This window comes from Paenibacillus vortex V453, assembly GCF_000193415.1.
GTDB classification, from domain to species: Bacteria; Bacillota; Bacilli; order Paenibacillales; family Paenibacillaceae; genus Paenibacillus_AQ; species Paenibacillus_AQ glucanolyticus.
The window spans coordinates 17,540-35,557 of sequence record NZ_ADHJ01000049.1; the positions used below are offsets into that span (position 1 = coordinate 17,540).

Consider the following 18,018-nt stretch of genomic DNA (forward strand, 5'->3'; position numbering starts at 1 on the left):
GGCATGGGACAGCTGCAGAATATGCTGCCTAAGGAGCCAATGGCCCCAATCTCGACGGAACAGATCACCACGGGTGAGGAGTGGGGATACCAATTGAAATGGGACGGCGTGCGAATTCTGGCCGGAGTAGACCCTAGCGGCGTATCTCTGTACTCCCGTAAGCTGTTGGATAAAACCTCCCTGTATCCCGAAGTCGTTCAGGCATTATCCGGGCTGAATGAACGGCGTCTTCTCCTGGATGGTGAGGTTGTCTACTTTCATCCGGAATTAGGTCGACCCGTGTTCCAGAAGGTTCTCCAGCGGGAGCGATCGCGTGCCATCAGCACGCACGCTCCTCTGTTCACGTATGTCTTGTTCGACATTCTGGTGGACGGCGATCAGGACCTGCGCAAGCTTCCTTATCTTGAACGCCATCACCGGCTGAAGGAAGCCGTTTCCGCCACGCCGGGTCTTCTGATCGCAGATCTGTTTCTTGAGGGCGAGCATTTATGGAATTGGGCCGAGGAACGAGGCTGGGAAGGCATTGTAATGAAGCGCCTCAGCTCTCCATATCGCGAAGGCAAGAAGCATCGGGATTGGTACAAAAAGAAAATTGCCGTTAACATGAAAGCCACGGCTGTTGGACTCATCATGAGGGAGGGCCGCGTAGCCAGCCTGGTTATTGCCGATGACGAGGGCAGCTATATCGGCAGAGCATCCCTCGGGCTTAATGAACAGACCAAAAAAAAGCTGCTGCAGTATGCGGAAAGCCACCAGGCTGGGGCCGCTTGGCACGCACTCCATAATGACCTGAAAAAAGAACAGCTTGCCTGGCTCAGTCAGCCGCTGACGGTGCAGGTTACATTTCTCGAGTGGAGTCAGGACGGCATGATGCGCCATCCCAAACTTGTCTCGATTGAGGGGGTGTAAGCAGCATGGCCCGTACCGTCAAAGGAACCTTGAACATTGAAGGTCAGGAGATTCAAATTACCAATCCGGACAAACCGCTGTGGCCGGAGGTCGGCATTACCAAGGCCATGTATTTGCAAAAACTCGCAGCGATATCGCCTTTCCTGCTTCGATATTGCCAGGGAAGGCTGCTGACTACCATCCGATACCCGCATGGGGTGCAAGGCGAATCGTTCTATCAGAAAAATGCGCCGGAGCCGCTGCCTCCTTTTGTGCACACCTATGTGCATGAGAACATTAATTATGTGCTGCTGAATGGATTGCCCGAGCTGCTCTGGCTCGGGAATCTGGCTGCACTTGAGTTTCATCCGTCGCTGCATTTGGCAGGCAGCGATCAGCCCTGCGAATGGATGATTGATCTGGATCCGACCCTGCCAGAGGAACCCCGGATCATGGAGGCAACTGCAATCGTTGGCAATGTGCTGAACTCCTTGGGGCTGAACTCTGTGCCAAAAACCTCCGGCGCAACCGGGGTTCAGATCATCGTCCCGATTCCGGCAGGCGTAACTTTTGATGAGCTTCGCGCAGTCGGTCAATTCGTAGGCCAATATGTGACGGAGAAATTCCCTAAGCTGTTCACCATCGAGCGGCTTATGAAAAATCGCGGGGATAAAATCTATTTCGATTATCTACAGCACTATAGCGGAAGAACCCTTGCTGCTCCTTATACACCTCGGGCGCGCAAGCTTGCGACCGTCTCTACCCCGCTGACCTGGGAAGAGGTCCATCGGGATGTTTCGCCTACAGAATTCCACCTGCTGAACATTGTAGAGCGTCTGCAAGAAAAGGGGGATCTGCTGCAAGCATTGCCTCCGCAACCGATCGAAAATGTCATCCGTCACCTGACATCCCAAGGAAAGAACGCGTCAAAAAGGAAAGGCTAGCTGCTCAATATCCGGCATCAGTTCCTCCCGGGAAACTGGCACAGCCGGTTGGGGCAGCTTTTTCGGCTTTGGTGATCCAGCCATGTCTGGCTGTGGCAGATGAAGATTATGACCCCCTTCGTCCGATATTTCGAATGGTTGAGAGAAGCCCGAATTCGTCCCATTCGCACCCGTGATGGCAGCAGGCTCCCGCTTGCTCTGACCGCTCAGATCATATTCGCTGAGCAGTCGGGCCGCCATCGACTTAAAAGCATGAACGTAGTGTTCTTCTGCATAGGCGCCTTGCCTATATAATTCGCGATAAGACTGAACCACATCGGGGAACTGGTGTTTAAGCGTCTCGATATACCATTTCTTCACATCGCGAGACAGCCTCAGCAATGAGATCATGGCAAAAGAAATGCCCCTCTCCTTCGACTGGGACAAAAGCTCCTTCAACTCTGATTCATCATCCGTCAGAAAAGGCAGCACGGGTGCAACAAACAGTCCTGTCGTTATGCCGGCTGCCGATAAAGCGCGCATCGCTTCAAGCCTGCCCCCTGGGTGCGGTGATGCAGGCTCCAGCTTTCGGATGATGTCCCCGTTCAGCGTATTCAAACTGATGTTGACCGACACATTCTCCATCCGGGTCAAAATGTCCATGTCCCTCAGCACGAGTGGAGAGCGCGTTGTAATGCTGGTAGAGATACGGTATTTGGCGAGCAGCTTCAAGCATTCCCGCGTGATTCCCTCTTTGCCCTCGATCGGCTGATACGGGTCCGTTGCCGTACCGATCGTAACCTGTCCAATGGATGTGCGCATCGCTTCAATATCATGATCAAACTTCCTCGCCGCGCTCAATAGCTGCTTCTCCAGTGCTTCGGCCGCATTTGCCTTCATAAAGATATGATGCTGGAATTCGTCCTCTGCCCCCATGCCGATAAACGATTGAAAAGCACGGGCATAACAAAAACTGCACCCATGTCCGCAGCCACGATACGGATTAATGGACCAATCGAAGGGCATCCTCTCTTCTTTCACCCTGTTTAATGTTTGTTTAGTGGTTATGCGTTCGTATTGCGTATGAGCCATTCCTCTTCCTCCCCTCGGATACTGCCATGATAAAGGTTGGGTATACCCTTAATTTTAACAAACATATGTTCCTATTATAAGTGGAACTTACTGGATTTACAAATAAAACTCCAGTTCACATCGTCAATAAAAAAACGTTAACTGAATTCTCATACTCGCTAAATAAAAAAAGTTCCACCCGCTGTTAAACAACACGGGTGAAACCTATATATCGGTATCATATTAATGGATTGCCTTCTTCTTAAAGCGACCGCCCTTCACATCATGGATGTTGCCGATGGCAACAAAGGCTTGGGAGTCCCAGTCTTCCACAATGGATTTCAGCTTCGCTTCCTCCAGGCGGGTAATGACAACAAAAATGACCTTCTTGCTATCGCCCGAGTAAGCACCCTCTCCATCCAGATAGGTAACGCCGCGTCCCAAACGCTGGGTCAATGCATCACCAATCTCCTTATGCTTGTCACTGATAATCCAAACCGATTTGGATTGATCAATACCTTCAATCGTAATATCAATCAGTTTAAACGCCAGGTAATAAGCAATGAGTGAATACATGGCATGATCCCATCCGAAAACAAAACCTGCACTGCCCAGAATAAACACATTGATGAACATCACGATTTCACCGACAGAGAACGGTGACTTCTTGTTGATCAGGATAGCCACGATTTCCGTTCCATCCAGGGAGCCACCGGATCGGATAACTAAGCCAACCCCAATACCGAGGAGAACGCCACCGAACACGGCAGCAAGCAGCGGATCGATCGTAAGCGGGTCGACTGGATGAAGGAAATAAGTGCCAATGGACATGACCAATACGGCGTATAGCGTGGATAGAGCGAACGTTTTTCCGATCTGTTTATATCCTATAAACAAAAACGGAAGGTTGAACAAGGTCAAGAATATCCCCAGCGGAATTTCTGTGATATGAGAAACCATAATGGATACCCCGGTAATTCCTCCGTCAATAATCTTGTTCGGCACCAGAAATATTTCGAGCCCTATTGCCATCAATACCGCACCGAAAGTTAAGAACACCAGACGGCGGAGAATCTTCAAAGTTGCTGAGCCTGCTTTGGGATTCTCCGGCTTCTGCTGCTCCGCTTTCACTTGTGCAAGAATCTTCACATCACTTGACATAAATCTCCCCCGTTCAACTTATGGAAACTAAGTTAATATATATTTATAAGTGGAACTTATATAAATATTCTATCATATAAATAAAAGCTGGACATCCAAATTTCAAAGTTCTTCCTCCTTTTTACTTGCTTTCTATTAAATATGACATTCGATGTAATATATTACAGTTATAGAAGTGGCGACAGCATGCGGCATAATATTTCCGCTGCTTTCTGCCATCTTCCCCGCTGCCGAAATGCCTCCGCATCAATAGGGCGGCTCTGTCTCAGGTCCTCCCTGAAGTCCGATACCAAGCGCTCTATGGGCTGCTGATCAAACAGCACGGCAGTCAGCTCAAAATTACAGAAGAAACTCCGCATATCCATATTTGCCGTACCTACCGAGCCCAGAAGCTCGTCTACGATCAATACCTTGGCATGAATAAAGCCTTTTTCATACTCATAGAAGGTAACTCCCGCTGCCAGCAGCTCTTCCACGTAAGACAAGCTTGCCATCTTGACCAGACGGGAATCGGCACGATCCGGAATAATGATCCGTACATCAACGCCGCTCACCGCAGCCGTCTTCAGCGCTTCATATATCCCCTCATCTGGAATGAAATACGGGGTTGTGATCCATATCCGTTCTTTGGCTACAGAAATCGCCCCAAAACACATCTCCTGGATGGCATTCCAGTTCATATCCGGTCCACTGCTCAGGATCTGGACTTGCTCATTTCCGGTGCATTCATGCTCCGGATACAGGCCAAAATCAGAAATGCGCTCGCCGGAGGCAAGCTTCCAATCGTGCAGAAATACATTTTGCAGAAAATAGACCGCGTCCCCTTTGACCTCCAGATGCGTATCCCGCCAAAAACCCATTTTCGGGTACTCGCCCAGATAGTCATCCCCGACGTTGATCCCGCCAAGAAACCCGACCGTTCCATCCACAACAACGATTTTGCGGTGATTCCGGTAATTGATTCTGCGGCTGAACATCGAAACCATGGCAGGCAGAAAGAAATAGAACTCCACCCCCGATTCTTTGAACCGTTGAATGAACGTTCTCTTAAGCTTATAACTTCCCAATCCGTCGCAAACCAGACGTACCTTAACGCCTTCTTTTGCCTTGCGAATCATTACATCCTGAAACCGGGTACCGATCCGGTCGTGGCGAAAGATATAGAACTCCACATGAATGTGTTCCTTGGCCTGTTCCATGGCATTCAGCATCGCATCGTATGTCTCTTCCCCATCCGTCAGCACCCGGCTCTGATTACAGCCTGTGATGGGACTCTCCGACAGATGATTGAGCAGATTAAACAAACGGTCATTGTGATGAAATCCGGGATTATTCATATCCTCTTTACGCTTAACAACGGCGGCTCGATCCCACAGATGCCCTCTGATTTCCTGGAATAGCCTGGAGCCCCGCTTACGAATCTTCAACCGCTTCTGATAATCCTGCGCCACAAAGAAATAGAGTACGAAGCCGATCAAGGGGAGGCAAAATAAAATAAACAGCCATGCCACAGCCTTGGACGGGTTTCGGAACTCAAGCAGCAGCACCGCGGCCATCTGCAAAATAAAGGTGATTAGTGCAAGCAGAAGCCACACCATATCGGCAGCCTCCTCACGATGAATAATAGTGGTTATTGAATAGAAATGACAATGCACTGGAATGCGAGACCTGCAAAATAACTACACTACATCATTGACCAATTCCTTATGTATTTATTCAATTACCCAATCTGGCACCATAGTGAATAAGTTCTCTTATCTCATCATTTTTGACATAGTTTTCGAAAGAATAGAATACATACTAGATAAGGGGCTGGCCAAGTCTAGCGGATAGCCATTAAGATCCATTCATTATGTAGGGAAGGGAGATGCCATGAAAACCGCACACCGTAAACAACGCTTAACCCTGCTGGTGCTTCGGGATGCCCAGCATTCAGTCAGACAGATCCAGCTGTCCAGACCTCTGATGATAGCGGTGCCTGCGGCCGCTATTTTGTCAATCGCCGGATTGATTGTTTCCTTGCAGATCCAATCAGCCCAAACGATCATGGGGCTGGAGAAGCAGTTAACCCTGAAAAGCCTGGAAGCCATCAAGATGGAAGTAACGGTCACAGACAAGGATGAAGCCATCGAACGCCTCAATAAAGCCATCATTCAGCTATCGGGCGAAGCAGAGCAAACGAAGGTCCAGATGGAACGCGTGCAGCAGCTGGAACAGGAACTTCAGCAGTTCATTCAGAAGCACGGCAGCTTGTCCGGACAGACCTCCTCCATTCCGGATGATAACGACCAACATGTCGGCGGGGAATTCATTGCCGTTCATGAGAATGAAATGCTGAGCCTCGCCCAAGAGACCCAAGATGATTTTGTGGAAATTCAGCAATTGATAGCCAGCATGGAACGTCATATTCCACGCACGCTGGACCAGGCGCAAGAAACCCAGGAAAAACGGGAAGGGACGCCTTCACTGTGGCCGACAACGTCCAAGCGTCTGACATCAAACTTCGGTTATCGTAGCGATCCTTTCACCGGGCGCTCGGCCTATCACGCAGGCATCGATATTGCCGGCAAAATCGGTGATCCGGTTTATGCCGCAGGCGCCGGTGAAGTAACTGCTGCCGAACGCAGCGGAGCCCGTGGCCTTTATATCATTGTGAAACATCCCAATGGCCTGGAAACCTGGTACATGCACCTGGACAGTCTGGATGTATCGGTAGGCGATCATGTTAATCAAGGAGAAACCATTGGCAAGCTGGGTTCCTCGGGAAGAAGCACAGGGCCTCATCTTCATTTTCAGGTTGTCAAAAACAATCAGACGGTTGACCCGATACCTTACCTGCAATAAGTTCCATCCATTTATTATTCATTAATAGGAGGAATGTAGTATGAAGAAGAAGAACAAGCGACCATCCCACCGGACTGATACGCTGATTGGACCAGGGAGCGAAGTTGAGGGTGTTCTGCAATGCGAGGATAATTTACGGATCGACGGACGCTTTAACGGCTCCATCGAGAGTCAGGGCTGCGTTACCATCGGGGAGAACGCTGTTGCGCGCTCCAGCATCTCAGCCCGGGAGGTCATTGTGGCTGGCAAGATCTACGGGGATGTAACAGCGGAGAATAAGCTGACCATTACGCCTACCGGACAAATGTATGGAGATGTGTGTGCCAATTCCCTCGTCATTATGGAAGGCGGACTCCTTCATGGCGCGAGTGTAATGGAACATCAAGCCGCAAACGCCGCTCCTTCAGAATCAACCGAAACCCCACTGCCGCTTCAGCGTCCGGAAGCAGGTTAACCCCGCATATGGACGAATGCCTGAACCCGGCAGTTTTATATAGACCGGCTGCTGCATTCAGCCGGCACAATCAAAGAGCCCCTTCTAAAACCATGTGATCACACGGCAGAAGGAGCTCTTTTCTTATCCTGTCGTTCCCGCTATGCGGCTACATCTCTCTTGGTAAAGACTAACCAAGAGATGAGCATAAACACTAGGCAATAGGCAGCCAGAACGGAAACGGAGAAGCCGATACCCACTCCTCCCGGTCCGATAGGAGACTGGATATACCCGCTCAGATCGGTATGGAGAAAGAGCAAGTATTTGGCCCATTGAAACCGTTCCGGATTGAAAATAAAACCAAATATATCTTTGGTGAACAGAACCAGCAGCGATAATCCAATCGCCAGTCCGCCTGAACGGAATACGGTAGATAGCATAAAGGCTATCAGCGAGATCACAAACACCTGGATCGTATCCGTCAGCAGGAGCAGCAGGGAGTTGTTCATGGACGATCCCTCAAATCCGCTAGAGAATCCCGTGTTGCCCGAGAACAACAGCATGGAGATAGCGATACCCACCACAGCCGTAATTCCCGCACAGAGCAGATTAAATAGAACCAGGGACGTGAATTTGGACATCAGGATTTTGCCTCGGCTCCACGGGCGAATCAGCAGCAATTTGATTGTGCCTCCTGCAAATTCGCCGGCAACAAGATCCGCAGCGATGATTACCGAGAATATGGCACTCAAATAAATGGTGAAGCTTTCGGTCCAGGTAAACACGGTCCAGACATCCATCGGTGCGTTGGTAAAGTACAGCATGGCAGGCATCGCCACATTAAACAACACCAGGATTGACAGCATAACCCATGTCCGTACACGGTAGTAAATCTTCATATTCTCATTGGCGACAAGACGGGTAAAGTTACTCAACGGCTGATCCCCCTCCCGTCATTTCCAAAAATTGATCCTCCAGCGACCGCGTTACCGGCTGTATGGCATACACCTGAATGCCGGCTCCGACCAAAACCGCATTGATATCGGCAATCATGTTCCGGTCCCCACGGACGATAATTCGATGTTCCTGGGCTCTCGCTTGAAAATCCTGGAGCAGTCCTTCGGCAGCGTCCGCATCACTCACAGTAAATGCCGTTTCCTCAAACATCCGCTCCCCTTCAGCCGTCCGAAGTTTCCGGATGTCAATCAGCTTGCCATGGCGAATAATACCAACGGTATCACACATAAGCTCCATCTCAGACAGCAGGTGACTGGATACGAATACCGTCGTCCCTTCCTCCTGCGTCAATCTGCGCAAGTAATCGCGCAGCTCCCGGATCCCCTGTGGGTCCAAGCCGTTTGTCGGCTCGTCCAGAATCAAGAGCTTCGGTCTATGCAGCAGTGCTTGCGCCACGCCCAGACGCTGGCGCATCCCCAGCGAATAGGTCTGCACCTTCTCATGGATTCGGTTGCCCAGCCCAACGAGCTCCACCACTTCGTCGATGCGTTCTTTGGTGATGCCCTGCATCATACGCGCAAAATGCTTCAAATTGTTATAACCGGACAGAAATTTATACATCTCGGGATTCTCGACAATCGCTCCAATCTGGGCGGCTGCCTGCTCATAATGGTTCCGAATGCTGTAACCCCCGACGGTAATATCCCCTTTGGTAATGGACATCAGCCCCACCATCATCCGAATGGTCGTTGTCTTGCCTGCTCCATTCGGCCCAAGAAATCCGAAGATCTGTCCAGGCAGGATATCTAAGGTCACATCATCAACCAGAACCTTGGACGATATTTTCTTCGTAACCCCGAGCAATCTTACCAGCGGTTCCTGCTTCATGAAATCGATTCTCCTTTGCCAAATGACGCACGTTCAATTATCCCTAATTATACACATTACATAATATGAGTCTATTCGTACCCTCACTTGATGTGTCTTATACGACTAATCATTCAACTATCTTGCACTATAAGAAATGATGTATTGGATGTGACAGTGTTACACTCTCTACATATTCCCATCGGCATATCATATCTGTAGAAACCGGTTTTAAACACACTAACACCCTCTATCATCAGCACGATCCGACGGCAGCTGATACAATACATTTTCATTTCATTCTTCACACATGATCCACTCCCAATGAGAAATGGCTTGATATAATGGTTTTCGATACAGAATGTATCCTAATAAATTTGTACCCTTTTGTCAAACAAATATCTTCAATACTTAAGGACAATTAGGTGAACAGGCATCACTTCATACGATCCTTGATCATATTTTGTAAATAAGAATAAACAAATCAGCTGGGAGGAAACAAACATGCCTGTCCTGAATAATCTAGCCAATGTTAAAAATTTCGGAGCAAAAGGCGATGGTGTTGCAGACGATACGTTAGCCTTCCAAAGCGCAATAAATGCGTGTGCATCAGGTTCATACTCGGTCATCTATATGCCTAAAGGCCGATACCGTATAACGCAAACCTTGGTATTACCGAAACAGGAAAGGCCTAATACCAACGCCACACAGGGGATCGGGCTTACGATCTATGGGGATGGAATGTATGACAGCGGTATTATCTATACGGGTACCGACTACGCCCTTTACAGTGATAAAGACATGGCTGAAACCATCTTATTTAGAGACTTTTATATAAACCACGCCCAAGGCGGGGGGATTTATTTGCCCCAAGGTGCACACCAAATGTTCGAGCGTTTCTTTTCAAGTGCATGCGGCGAAGGGAAAATCGGGGTATATATTCAGGGGATGCGAAGCGGTACGAACTCCACTTCAGGTTATGGGGGCTACATGATCTCGTTTCGCAATTGCCGATTCTGGCAGGAGACGGGGTATCTGGGAACAGGTTTGAAATTGGAGGATATCGTATTGTGTACAACCATTGATAATTGCTTTTTTTCAAGATCAGTACGGAATTACCCCCACCTTGAAATAGTGAACTCAGACAGTATTCATATTACGTCAACCGCTTTTGAAAGGAGCGAACAGGCCGTTCCCCCTGCTTCTCCCTCTGAAGGACGCACCGAGGAAGATGTCATGCGAGATGCAATTGCTGCAAATAAAGTAATGACAGCCCCTCTAATCAAATTGAATAACTCCCGAGCCATATCTATTGAAGAATGTCATGCAGAAGCCACCTATGAAAGCTTTGTCGGTATCTACGGGCATACTTCCGGCGTATGGATTGACGGATGCCGTCTGGATCACTATGCTATCACGGATTATAATCCCAATAAAGGTTACATCGTTACCGTTGATCCAGGTTCTACAGCATCACAAGATATCATTCTCGGCCCTCGCAATTACCGAATTCAGGCTAATCATCCCAATACAACACACGGGACACTGGTCAAAGATCCTGTCGGCTGTGTAATCGTCGAGAACATTGCGGATCGAACATCATTTCGGGATTCCTTCTATTTAACGGAACGACGCACTGTACCCTATATAGGCTCTGCAGGGCATAACCTGCTTCGAAATCCGTCATTATATGCCATGTTTGCAAATGATGTCCCTTACTCGGTAGAACCCGACCCTGGCTTTACCTTCAAACAGGCTGCTCCATCAGGTTGTATTGTCTCGCAAAGTACGAGCAGCACCAAGATCAAGCTCCGAATGAGAACCATAGAGCGATTGCATAAGCATGAATACTACACTTTTGTTATCTCAGGCACTAATCTTTCCGGTATATCCACTCCATTATTTGTTGACATCGGGGGGGACACCAACGATCTGACACTCATACTTCCTTCTGGCTCTGAACGCTTCACCATCACCAAAACGTTTAAGAAATTCTATTCCGATATCGTCGACCTCGTTGTATATGAACCGCTGAACCTTCAAATCCATTCTATTTACGTTATACCGAATATCGTTAATCAAATCCCTTATGGTGAGGAGACGATATCAAGCTCAGCAGTCTTTACTGAACTGATCCGTTCCAGCAGTATGGTCATCAGTCCGCTGCCCGCAATCCCTGCAGCATCTGCCGCCCACCGGGGCCGAATCATCATGGTTGAGGACAGCAGCGGCGTGGATTCCCTATATATCTGCAAGCAGCGTTCAAAAGGTGTTCATACCTGGATCAAGCTGGGATAGTTCAAACGACCTGAGCTTTGAACATTTTAATAAAGAAGCGGGCGAAGACGCACGTCTTCACCCGCTTCGTTTCAGATCAAGAACCCTCTCGATCCATATGCTCTTTGAGCAGCTCATGGATTCGCTCACGCTCCTTATCAGCCACATTATAATACCAGATACCGCCGATATTCTGGCCGCTGCCCTGAATCTCGACCTGCTCGATCTTCTTCATATCCTGCCGATATTCCGTTACAAAAGTCTTCATCTCATCAAATCGTATATCTGTCTTTACGCTTGTGCCTACCTCCTTAAGTAAGGTTTCAAGCTTAAAAGCGGTTGAAACATCAAGCGCATTCTTCAATACCTCTTTCACAATTTGACGCTGACGTGAGTTTCGGCCCAAATCGCCGCGCGGATCCTCATAACGCATACGAGAATAAGCCAATGCTTCTTGTCCGTTCAAATGTAAACTGCCTTCTTTAAAATGATGTCCCTCATAATTAAACGTTATTGTATTATCTACATCTACTCCGCCAAGAGCATCAATAATGTTCGCAAACCCTTCCATATTAACTTTAATATAATAATTAACAGGAAAATGCAGCAGTTCTTCCACCGTCCGGACGGACATCTGAATTCCTCCAAAGGCATAGGCATGATTGATTTTGTCCTCGGTACCATGGCCTACAATTAATGTTCGGGTATCCCTTGGTATGTTGAACATGAGTATGGATTGTTTAGACGGATTGACCGATAGCATAATCATCGCATCCGAACGCCCACGATCATTGGGGCGCTCATCGATGCCCAGCACCAGAACTGTGAAGGACTCGCGCTGATCAATATCTGCGGAATGTATTTCCTCCAGGACCGGATCGGCTGATATAAAAGCGGGAAGCGATGACGGTTCTCGCTGCTCGTAAATTTGTTCAGCTGTCGCTTTAACAGACTGATACACATATATACCGTAACCGCCTGCCAACACTGTAAGACTTACAAGTGCAGTCCCCGTAATCTTAAGCCACTTTCTCATACCTTGTCATCCTCTCCGATCTAACACTTCCCTCGGTCTCGTTCTTGCAGACCTCCAATATGTATATGCACTAACCAGCGTAATACCGAACAAAGCGGCGATTGAATCCAAAACAACATCCTGTGCTTTAAAGACGCGGTAACCTGATGTACTTTGATGCAGCTCGTCGCTGATGGCATACAGCACGCATAAGCACCACGCAATTGGCATGGCGACCCTGGCCCTGATTCGCAACAAGGTCGCCAGCAGTAGAAACAACAGGCCGCCAAGAACTAGATATTCTCCGATGTGAGCAGCCTTTCGAATGAAGAATTCAACAAATCCAGGCATACCCTTTGCATCGATACTGACAATCTCCCCGGCATAAGTGAATGAAACCCAGGAAAACCAATGTTCAATCGTTGTTTCAGGCAAGTGCCTCTGCAGCCACGGTCTTAGATCCTGCTGCTGATACGACTGGGAGGAGAAGAAAAAAATGATGCTCATCCACATGATTACGATGATGATGATCAACAGGCGCTTCTTGCTCCTGTAGCTGCTTCTCTTTCTGCTCACGATATCCTCCCCGTTACATTATCGCCTATACCCTTAGACGAACTGAGTCATTTCTTCCCATTGAAACGTTAGCCTTATCGTATCTTCCTCTGATACCTCAGTACCGGATTGAACCTCTATAAATTCAAGATCCTCCAGGGCACGAATACCATGCAGGGTTCCCGCTGGAATTTTGAGCACATCTCCGGCTTTAACGGGTTGCACCTTATCTTGAATGCACACTTCTCCAGTACCGCTCGTAATGGTCCAATATTCTTCACGGTGAAGATGATAATGATAACTGGAGTTCTTCCCTGCATCTATCCGAATTCGCTTTGTCAGAACCTCCTGCCCATTCTTGTGCTTTTGCAGGTCCAGCACCCGATACCACCCCCATCGCCGTTCCTCGTACATTGGCCGCTGTTCGATATGTGAAATGAATTCTTTCAATCGCGGACTGGATGATTTCTCCGTAACCAAAATACCATCAGCACCTGTAGCAACTACTACATTAGAGAGCCCCAACACGGCTACCGGAATATCCAATTCATTAATTAAATGCGTGTTCTGGCAATCATCGCTGATCATTCCCTTTCCGTTTATGGGCGAGGGAATCTCTTCTGTTAGCGTGTTCCATGTCCCAAGGTCCTTCCAGCTGCCTTCATACGGAACAACCACTACGCGCTGAGCCTGCTCTATTACCTCATAATCAAAGCTGATCTTGGACAATCGCGAATATTGTTTCGACATCTCCTCATATTGAATCGGCAGTCCCTTATCAATCAACAGCTGAATTAGATAATCGAGCTTGAAAGAAAACACACCGCAGTTCCAATAAGCAGACTGTTCCATGTATTCCAGGGCCTGCTCTTCGCTTGGTTTTTCTTTAAAGCTTTTTACTTTATGGAAGGCGACCGGTCCGGCTTTGGCTCGCTCTGGCAGAATATAACCGTATTTCTCCGAAGGATAGGTTGGTTTGACTCCCATCAGAGCGATATCTGCTCCTGAATCGGCTAAAACTCGATCTAAGGAAGACAAGGTCTGAAAAAAAGGTTCTTCCACAAAAGGGTCTACAGGCAATACTGTTATTGTTTCCTTCAAATCCACATTGGCAATCGAATACAAGTATACGGCAGCGAGCGCAATAGCCGGGAAGGTATCCCGCCGCTGGGGTTCCACGATAATGGGCACTCTGCCAGGGAGCTGATTTCGAATAATTTCAATCTGCGATATGCCTGCGGCAATAAAGGATGAATCAGCCAAATTGGTCTTCTGCAGTTGTTTCCAAACCCGTTGGACCATAGATTCAGACTGTCCCTTATCTCCTGGGAGCACTTTGAGGAACTGTTTGGAACGAAGTTCGTTGGAGAGAGGCCATAGACGCTTACCTGAACCACCGGACAATAAAATAATTTTCATCTTACTACTTCCCTCCATCCTTCACACAGAAATTATATGGATTGCAGAAGCGTTCGGTATTTATCGATGGACTGAGATTTGGCAAGATAACGTTCCAAATATAACCTGCCGCCTCGCCCTGTCAATTCCAACGTCTCCTGACCGCAGGCGTACATATTCGCTATATGCTCGGAGATTTCATGGTATTGTTGCGGCTCTATCACAACTCCGCATCCGCTCTCCTTAATTAGAACAGCAGCCTCGCTGCCTTGTTCCAGGACACCGAGAATTGGCTTTCCAGCTGCCATAACGCCGTATATTTTGCTCGGAACAGAGACACCCTTGATTCCCTTTTGATTGACTACCAGATGAACATCTGCTGCGCACAGGGAGTATTTGATATGTTCCTTAGGCTGAAAAGGAAGGAAACGCACATTCTGTAATCCCTTATCCTTCACATACCGCTGCATTTCGGGCTTCACTGCGCCATCCCCGATAAAAACAAACAGGATTTCCGGATGATCCTTAAAATCCGAAGCCACTCGAATAATATTCTCCAAATCGTAATACAAACCCAGATTGCCCGAATACATCACGATAAATTTCCCTTGTAAATCATGCTCTCTCACAAACTTCGATACTTGAGCATGACTGCGAGGCAAGGGGATGATATCCTGCTCGTCAGTCCAATTGTTGATGACACTGTTGCTGGGCACCCTGCGCCCGCGAAAACGGTGGTTCAGCGTTTCTTGCATGTCCTGTCCAACTGTGATGATATGATCGGATACGCTACAGCTCAAGTTATCAATTTTCTTCGCCAGACTAAACAGCCATTTACGATTCGTATAACTGATAGCTTCAGCCTGCTCTGGATTAAAATCCATAATGTTATACACGAGTTTGCCCCGTTTCAGAACCTTACCGATTGCTCCGACCAATCCCCCGATAATTGGAGGCGAAGATATTGTATAAATCACATCCACCTTCTTAATACGCAGCAGAGCAATAACAGCCAATATAAAATATGACAGGATAAACATGACACGGCTGAATTTGCTTCGTTTATCCACTTTGGGTGTACGCAGACGGATAACGCGTATTTGTTCGAGCTGATCGTATTGGAACAGCTTATTTCTCTTGCCTAGATCTACATTTTCCGGCTGAACAGCGATAACTGTCACATCAAAATCATGCTGAAGTTCAAGACAAAGCTCAGTCAATAATTGCCCTGAGGAAGCATAATCCGGATGAAAATAATTAGCTACAAACACAATTTCTTTTTTCATTTCATGACCCCTTACTGTCTTGGAATGTTCTTCTGGTCATTTGTATGAACCTTACCGACATCCTTATGTATCAGGCAAATCAGGGTAAGGATCATTCCGTACGACAAGGTTTTGTAACTGACCTGAAACAACAGGCCGATGACTACAGGTACAAACGCTGCCAGCATATAAGGAAGCATGACCATCGTAAACCGCTGTAAAGCCCTGTACATGATCCAGCCAAGATAAGACATCAACACAGCGATGCCAATCAATCCACCCTTCAGCAAGAAAAAGCTGACAGCTGAATGGGTATAGGAGACAAGAATGTTGTTCACCGCCGGATCATGAAACAACCCTCCCCAGCCCACTCCAAACAACATGGAGTAGGGAGACGCTGAGGTTTCAGCCAATACGGCAGCGAGCTCATCCGTTTTTCCGTTGGCGCCAAAATCCTCCTGCTTAGATACCAACAGTTCAAATGAATTGGAGATTTGTTCTTGGGCAAAAATTCCTGCTGCAACAAGAACGATCAGCCCGATGATCAGCTTATTCATTGATTTGCGTGAACTTACCAGGAAATACACAGCAAAGCACAGCACGGCAAGTGCAAGAGGTGCACGCTGGGCAACGGCCATGAGCGAGCCAAGCGCCAGAAAGCCTCCAGTCAGCATCGCAATGCTGCCCAACCATCGAAATGGGCTTGCACTTTTCCACGTATGGACCGCCATGATAGGAAGAAAGACTCCCGCAAAAGAAACGCTCGGATCATAAGGTAGATATAAGAAGTTGTCAAAATAGTACATTCTGCCCACTTCAAGCGGGGAAATCTGTACAACGAGGTAAAACCGAATAGATAGAATGACGCCCATTACGGATATGATCCAGGGCAATATGGCAAGCCAGTTGAGCGTTGAGCGTTTCATCGCAGGCAGAAGCAATAACGGAACGAACAGATACACACATGGGATCAGATCGCGGATAATATCCGTCATATCCCAGCCATAAACAACCCCGCCATTCAGGAGTCCAATCCACAATAAGAAGAAAAAACCCGCGTGAATAATGACAGGGACGGTTCCGTAATGCCGATACAACGAGAAACCTCCACCCAAGACGATGATTCCCGTTGGAACGGATACAAATAAAATCAAAAGAACGGCAATCAAAGCTTCTGGAATACCTGGGTCCGCTGGAAAAGGGGTACTAAACAGCGCATATAACAGCAGCGCCGCTATAAAACCGAATCCTCCCCAGTTGGCCACTGAGCTTCTGCCTCGATTATGCAATGTATCAGCAGGTAAACTCAGATTGTGATTCATGAGATTGACTCCTTATCTTTTAAGATCAGAACAGTGAGGAGCATTCCATAGGAAAGAGTCTTAAAACTGGGCTGAAAAAACAATCCGATCATAATCGGAACTCCAGCTGCAAGCATATAAGGCAGATTGTTCATGTTTACCCGTCTTAGGCACTTCAGTGAGATCCAGCTAAGATAAGCCAAGAAGACAGTCAGGCCGATAACCCCCCCTTTTAAAAGCAGAAAGGTAAATGCCGAGTGCGTAAACGAGACTTCCGACATATAAGTAGGATCAAAGAATAATCCCCCCCACCCGATGCCGAGCAGCAAGGTGTACACCGATTTGGATGTTTCCTGAAGAACAGCTGCCAGTTCATCTGTCTTACCGTTCGCTCCATAGTTCACTTGCTTGGATAACAGCAAATCAAACGAACTCGATATCTGTTCCTGTGCCAGCATTCCAGCTCCAATCATGATCACAAGGATAACGAGCAACTTGCGTACGGACCTTCCAGAACTTAAACCAAAATATACCGCAAAGCATAGGACAGCCAGCCCAAGAGGCGCCCGCTGTGCCACTGCCATTAGGGACCCTAACGCCAAAAACCCTCCGATTAACATAGCAAGACTGCTTAGCCAACGGAGTGGGTTTGAGCTTTTCCACGTGTGTACAGCCATGATTGGAAGGAAAACCCCTGCAAAAGAGACACTCGGATCATACGGAAGGTATAGAAAATTATCAAAATAATACATTTTCCCTATATCCAGCGGTGAAATACGAACTTCCATATAAAATCTGATGGATAAAATAACACCCATTACTGCGACTAACCAAGGAAGAATAGACAACCACTTTAATTTGGAACGGTTCATCGCTGGAAGAAGGAGCAAGGGGACGAATAAATACACACATGGGATGAGATCACGCAATATATCCGTAGAATCCCATCGGTATATTACGCCTCCATTTAGTAGGCCCAGCCACAGCAGCACAAAAAAACCCAAATGCAGCGGCATGGGAACTGTGTCATATCTGCGATATAGCGTGAAACCGCCGCTTATGA

Annotated in this window: 16 protein-coding genes; 5 read left to right on the forward strand and 11 right to left on the reverse strand. The window is 47.7% G+C overall.

Going from position 1 to position 18,018, the window contains the following annotated elements; translation table 11 throughout:
• Positions 1 to 3 precede the first annotated feature (3 nt).
• Complete coding sequence (locus tag PVOR_RS25635; protein WP_006212469.1) at positions 4 to 909, forward strand: ATP-dependent DNA ligase; 906 nt, start codon at positions 4 to 6, stop codon at positions 907 to 909.
• A gap of 5 nt (positions 910 to 914) precedes the next feature.
• Entirely contained in the window at positions 915 to 1,832 is a 918-nt protein-coding gene (ligD, locus tag PVOR_RS25640; RefSeq protein WP_006212470.1) for a non-homologous end-joining DNA ligase, read from the forward strand.
• Here ligD and PVOR_RS25645 read toward each other — a convergent pair.
• The 3 genes from PVOR_RS25645 to cls all read right to left on the reverse strand — a co-directional run bounded on the left by PVOR_RS25645 (position 1,815) and on the right by cls (position 5,641).
• On the reverse strand, positions 1,815 to 2,903 hold the full coding sequence (locus tag PVOR_RS25645) for an SPL family radical SAM protein (protein ID WP_006212471.1): 1,089 nt from the start codon (positions 2,901 to 2,903) through the stop codon (positions 1,815 to 1,817). The genes ligD and PVOR_RS25645 overlap by 18 nt on opposite strands.
• A 222-nt stretch (positions 2,904 to 3,125) precedes the next feature.
• Complete coding sequence (locus tag PVOR_RS25650) at positions 3,126 to 4,043, reverse strand: YitT family protein (protein ID WP_006212472.1); 918 nt, start codon at positions 4,041 to 4,043, stop codon at positions 3,126 to 3,128.
• 167 nt (positions 4,044 to 4,210) lie between these two features.
• Positions 4,211 to 5,641, reverse strand: a complete 1,431-nt coding sequence (gene cls, locus PVOR_RS25655) for a cardiolipin synthase (protein WP_006212473.1) — start codon at positions 5,639 to 5,641, stop codon at positions 4,211 to 4,213.
• 274 nt (positions 5,642 to 5,915) lie between these two features.
• Between cls and PVOR_RS25660 the strand changes: the two genes are divergently transcribed.
• Both PVOR_RS25660 and PVOR_RS25665 read left to right on the forward strand, forming a co-directional pair.
• Positions 5,916 to 6,887, forward strand: a complete 972-nt coding sequence (locus PVOR_RS25660; protein WP_006212474.1) for a M23 family metallopeptidase — start codon at positions 5,916 to 5,918, stop codon at positions 6,885 to 6,887.
• A 40-nt stretch (positions 6,888 to 6,927) separates the two neighbouring features.
• A complete protein-coding gene (locus PVOR_RS25665; RefSeq protein ID WP_006212475.1) occupies positions 6,928 to 7,341 on the forward strand; it encodes a bactofilin family protein in 414 nt (137 codons plus the stop codon).
• Between the two features lie 140 nt (positions 7,342 to 7,481).
• Here the strand turns inward: PVOR_RS25665 and PVOR_RS25670 are convergent, their stop codons facing one another.
• Together PVOR_RS25670 and PVOR_RS25675 are read right to left on the reverse strand one after the other, a co-directional pair.
• Positions 7,482 to 8,255: an ABC transporter permease gene (locus PVOR_RS25670; RefSeq protein ID WP_006212476.1), complete on the reverse strand. Its 774-nt coding sequence runs from the start codon at positions 8,253 to 8,255 to the stop codon at positions 7,482 to 7,484.
• Complete coding sequence (locus tag PVOR_RS25675) at positions 8,248 to 9,165, reverse strand: ABC transporter ATP-binding protein (RefSeq protein ID WP_006212477.1); 918 nt, start codon at positions 9,163 to 9,165, stop codon at positions 8,248 to 8,250. The genes PVOR_RS25670 and PVOR_RS25675 overlap by 8 nt, the downstream gene beginning before the upstream one ends.
• A gap of 483 nt (positions 9,166 to 9,648) precedes the next feature.
• On the opposite strand from PVOR_RS25675, the gene PVOR_RS25680 reads away from it, so the two are divergent.
• Positions 9,649 to 11,442 carry a glycosyl hydrolase family 28-related protein gene (locus PVOR_RS25680; protein WP_006212478.1) on the forward strand — a complete coding sequence of 598 codons (1,794 nt, stop codon included), beginning with the start codon at positions 9,649 to 9,651 and terminating at the stop codon, positions 11,440 to 11,442.
• A 76-nt stretch (positions 11,443 to 11,518) separates the two neighbouring features.
• On the opposite strand, the gene PVOR_RS25685 is transcribed toward PVOR_RS25680, so the two are convergent.
• The 6 genes from PVOR_RS25685 to PVOR_RS25710 are packed head-to-tail and all read right to left on the reverse strand — an operon-like array spanning position 11,519 to position 17,827.
• A complete protein-coding gene (locus tag PVOR_RS25685) occupies positions 11,519 to 12,457 on the reverse strand; it encodes an LCP family glycopolymer transferase (RefSeq protein ID WP_006212479.1) in 939 nt (312 codons plus the stop codon).
• A 6-nt stretch (positions 12,458 to 12,463) separates the two neighbouring features.
• Complete coding sequence (locus PVOR_RS25690) at positions 12,464 to 13,012, reverse strand: VanZ family protein (protein WP_006212480.1); 549 nt, start codon at positions 13,010 to 13,012, stop codon at positions 12,464 to 12,466.
• A gap of 33 nt (positions 13,013 to 13,045) precedes the next feature.
• Positions 13,046 to 14,410, reverse strand: coding sequence for a sugar phosphate nucleotidyltransferase (locus PVOR_RS25695; protein ID WP_006212481.1), 1,365 nt, complete (start codon positions 14,408 to 14,410; stop codon positions 13,046 to 13,048).
• Between the two features lie 32 nt (positions 14,411 to 14,442).
• A complete protein-coding gene (locus PVOR_RS25700) occupies positions 14,443 to 15,675 on the reverse strand; it encodes a glycosyltransferase family 4 protein (protein WP_006212482.1) in 1,233 nt (410 codons plus the stop codon).
• Between the two features lie 11 nt (positions 15,676 to 15,686).
• Complete coding sequence (locus PVOR_RS25705) at positions 15,687 to 16,976, reverse strand: membrane protein (RefSeq protein WP_006212483.1); 1,290 nt, start codon at positions 16,974 to 16,976, stop codon at positions 15,687 to 15,689.
• Complete coding sequence (locus tag PVOR_RS25710) at positions 16,973 to 17,827, reverse strand: hypothetical protein (RefSeq protein ID WP_234973104.1); 855 nt, start codon at positions 17,825 to 17,827, stop codon at positions 16,973 to 16,975. The genes PVOR_RS25705 and PVOR_RS25710 overlap by 4 nt, the downstream gene beginning before the upstream one ends.
• Positions 17,828 to 18,018 lie beyond the last annotated feature (191 nt).

What these genes read in the sequence shown, in the direction of transcription:
- PVOR_RS25635 (WP_006212469.1), top strand. Translation starts at nt 4, where the DNA reads ATGGGACAGCTGCAGAATATGCTGCCTAAGGAGCCAATGGCCCCAATC.
- ligD (WP_006212470.1), top strand. Translation starts at nt 915, where the DNA reads ATGGCCCGTACCGTCAAAGGAACCTTGAACATTGAAGGTCAGGAGATT.
- PVOR_RS25645 (WP_006212471.1), bottom strand. Translation starts at nt 2,903, where the DNA reads ATGGCTCATACGCAATACGAACGCATAACCACTAAACAAACATTAAAC.
- PVOR_RS25650 (WP_006212472.1), bottom strand. Translation starts at nt 4,043, where the DNA reads ATGTCAAGTGATGTGAAGATTCTTGCACAAGTGAAAGCGGAGCAGCAG.
- cls (WP_006212473.1), bottom strand. Translation starts at nt 5,641, where the DNA reads ATGGTGTGGCTTCTGCTTGCACTAATCACCTTTATTTTGCAGATGGCC.
- PVOR_RS25660 (WP_006212474.1), top strand. Translation starts at nt 5,916, where the DNA reads ATGAAAACCGCACACCGTAAACAACGCTTAACCCTGCTGGTGCTTCGG.
- PVOR_RS25665 (WP_006212475.1), top strand. Translation starts at nt 6,928, where the DNA reads ATGAAGAAGAAGAACAAGCGACCATCCCACCGGACTGATACGCTGATT.
- PVOR_RS25675 (WP_006212477.1), bottom strand. Translation starts at nt 9,165, where the DNA reads ATGAAGCAGGAACCGCTGGTAAGATTGCTCGGGGTTACGAAGAAAATA.
- PVOR_RS25680 (WP_006212478.1), top strand. Translation starts at nt 9,649, where the DNA reads ATGCCTGTCCTGAATAATCTAGCCAATGTTAAAAATTTCGGAGCAAAA.
- PVOR_RS25685 (WP_006212479.1), bottom strand. Translation starts at nt 12,457, where the DNA reads ATGAGAAAGTGGCTTAAGATTACGGGGACTGCACTTGTAAGTCTTACA.
- PVOR_RS25695 (WP_006212481.1), bottom strand. Translation starts at nt 14,410, where the DNA reads ATGAAAATTATTTTATTGTCCGGTGGTTCAGGTAAGCGTCTATGGCCT.
- PVOR_RS25700 (WP_006212482.1), bottom strand. Translation starts at nt 15,675, where the DNA reads ATGAAAAAAGAAATTGTGTTTGTAGCTAATTATTTTCATCCGGATTAT.
- PVOR_RS25705 (WP_006212483.1), bottom strand. Translation starts at nt 16,976, where the DNA reads ATGAATCACAATCTGAGTTTACCTGCTGATACATTGCATAATCGAGGC.
- PVOR_RS25710 (WP_234973104.1), bottom strand. Translation starts at nt 17,827, where the DNA reads ATGAACCGTTCCAAATTAAAGTGGTTGTCTATTCTTCCTTGGTTAGTC.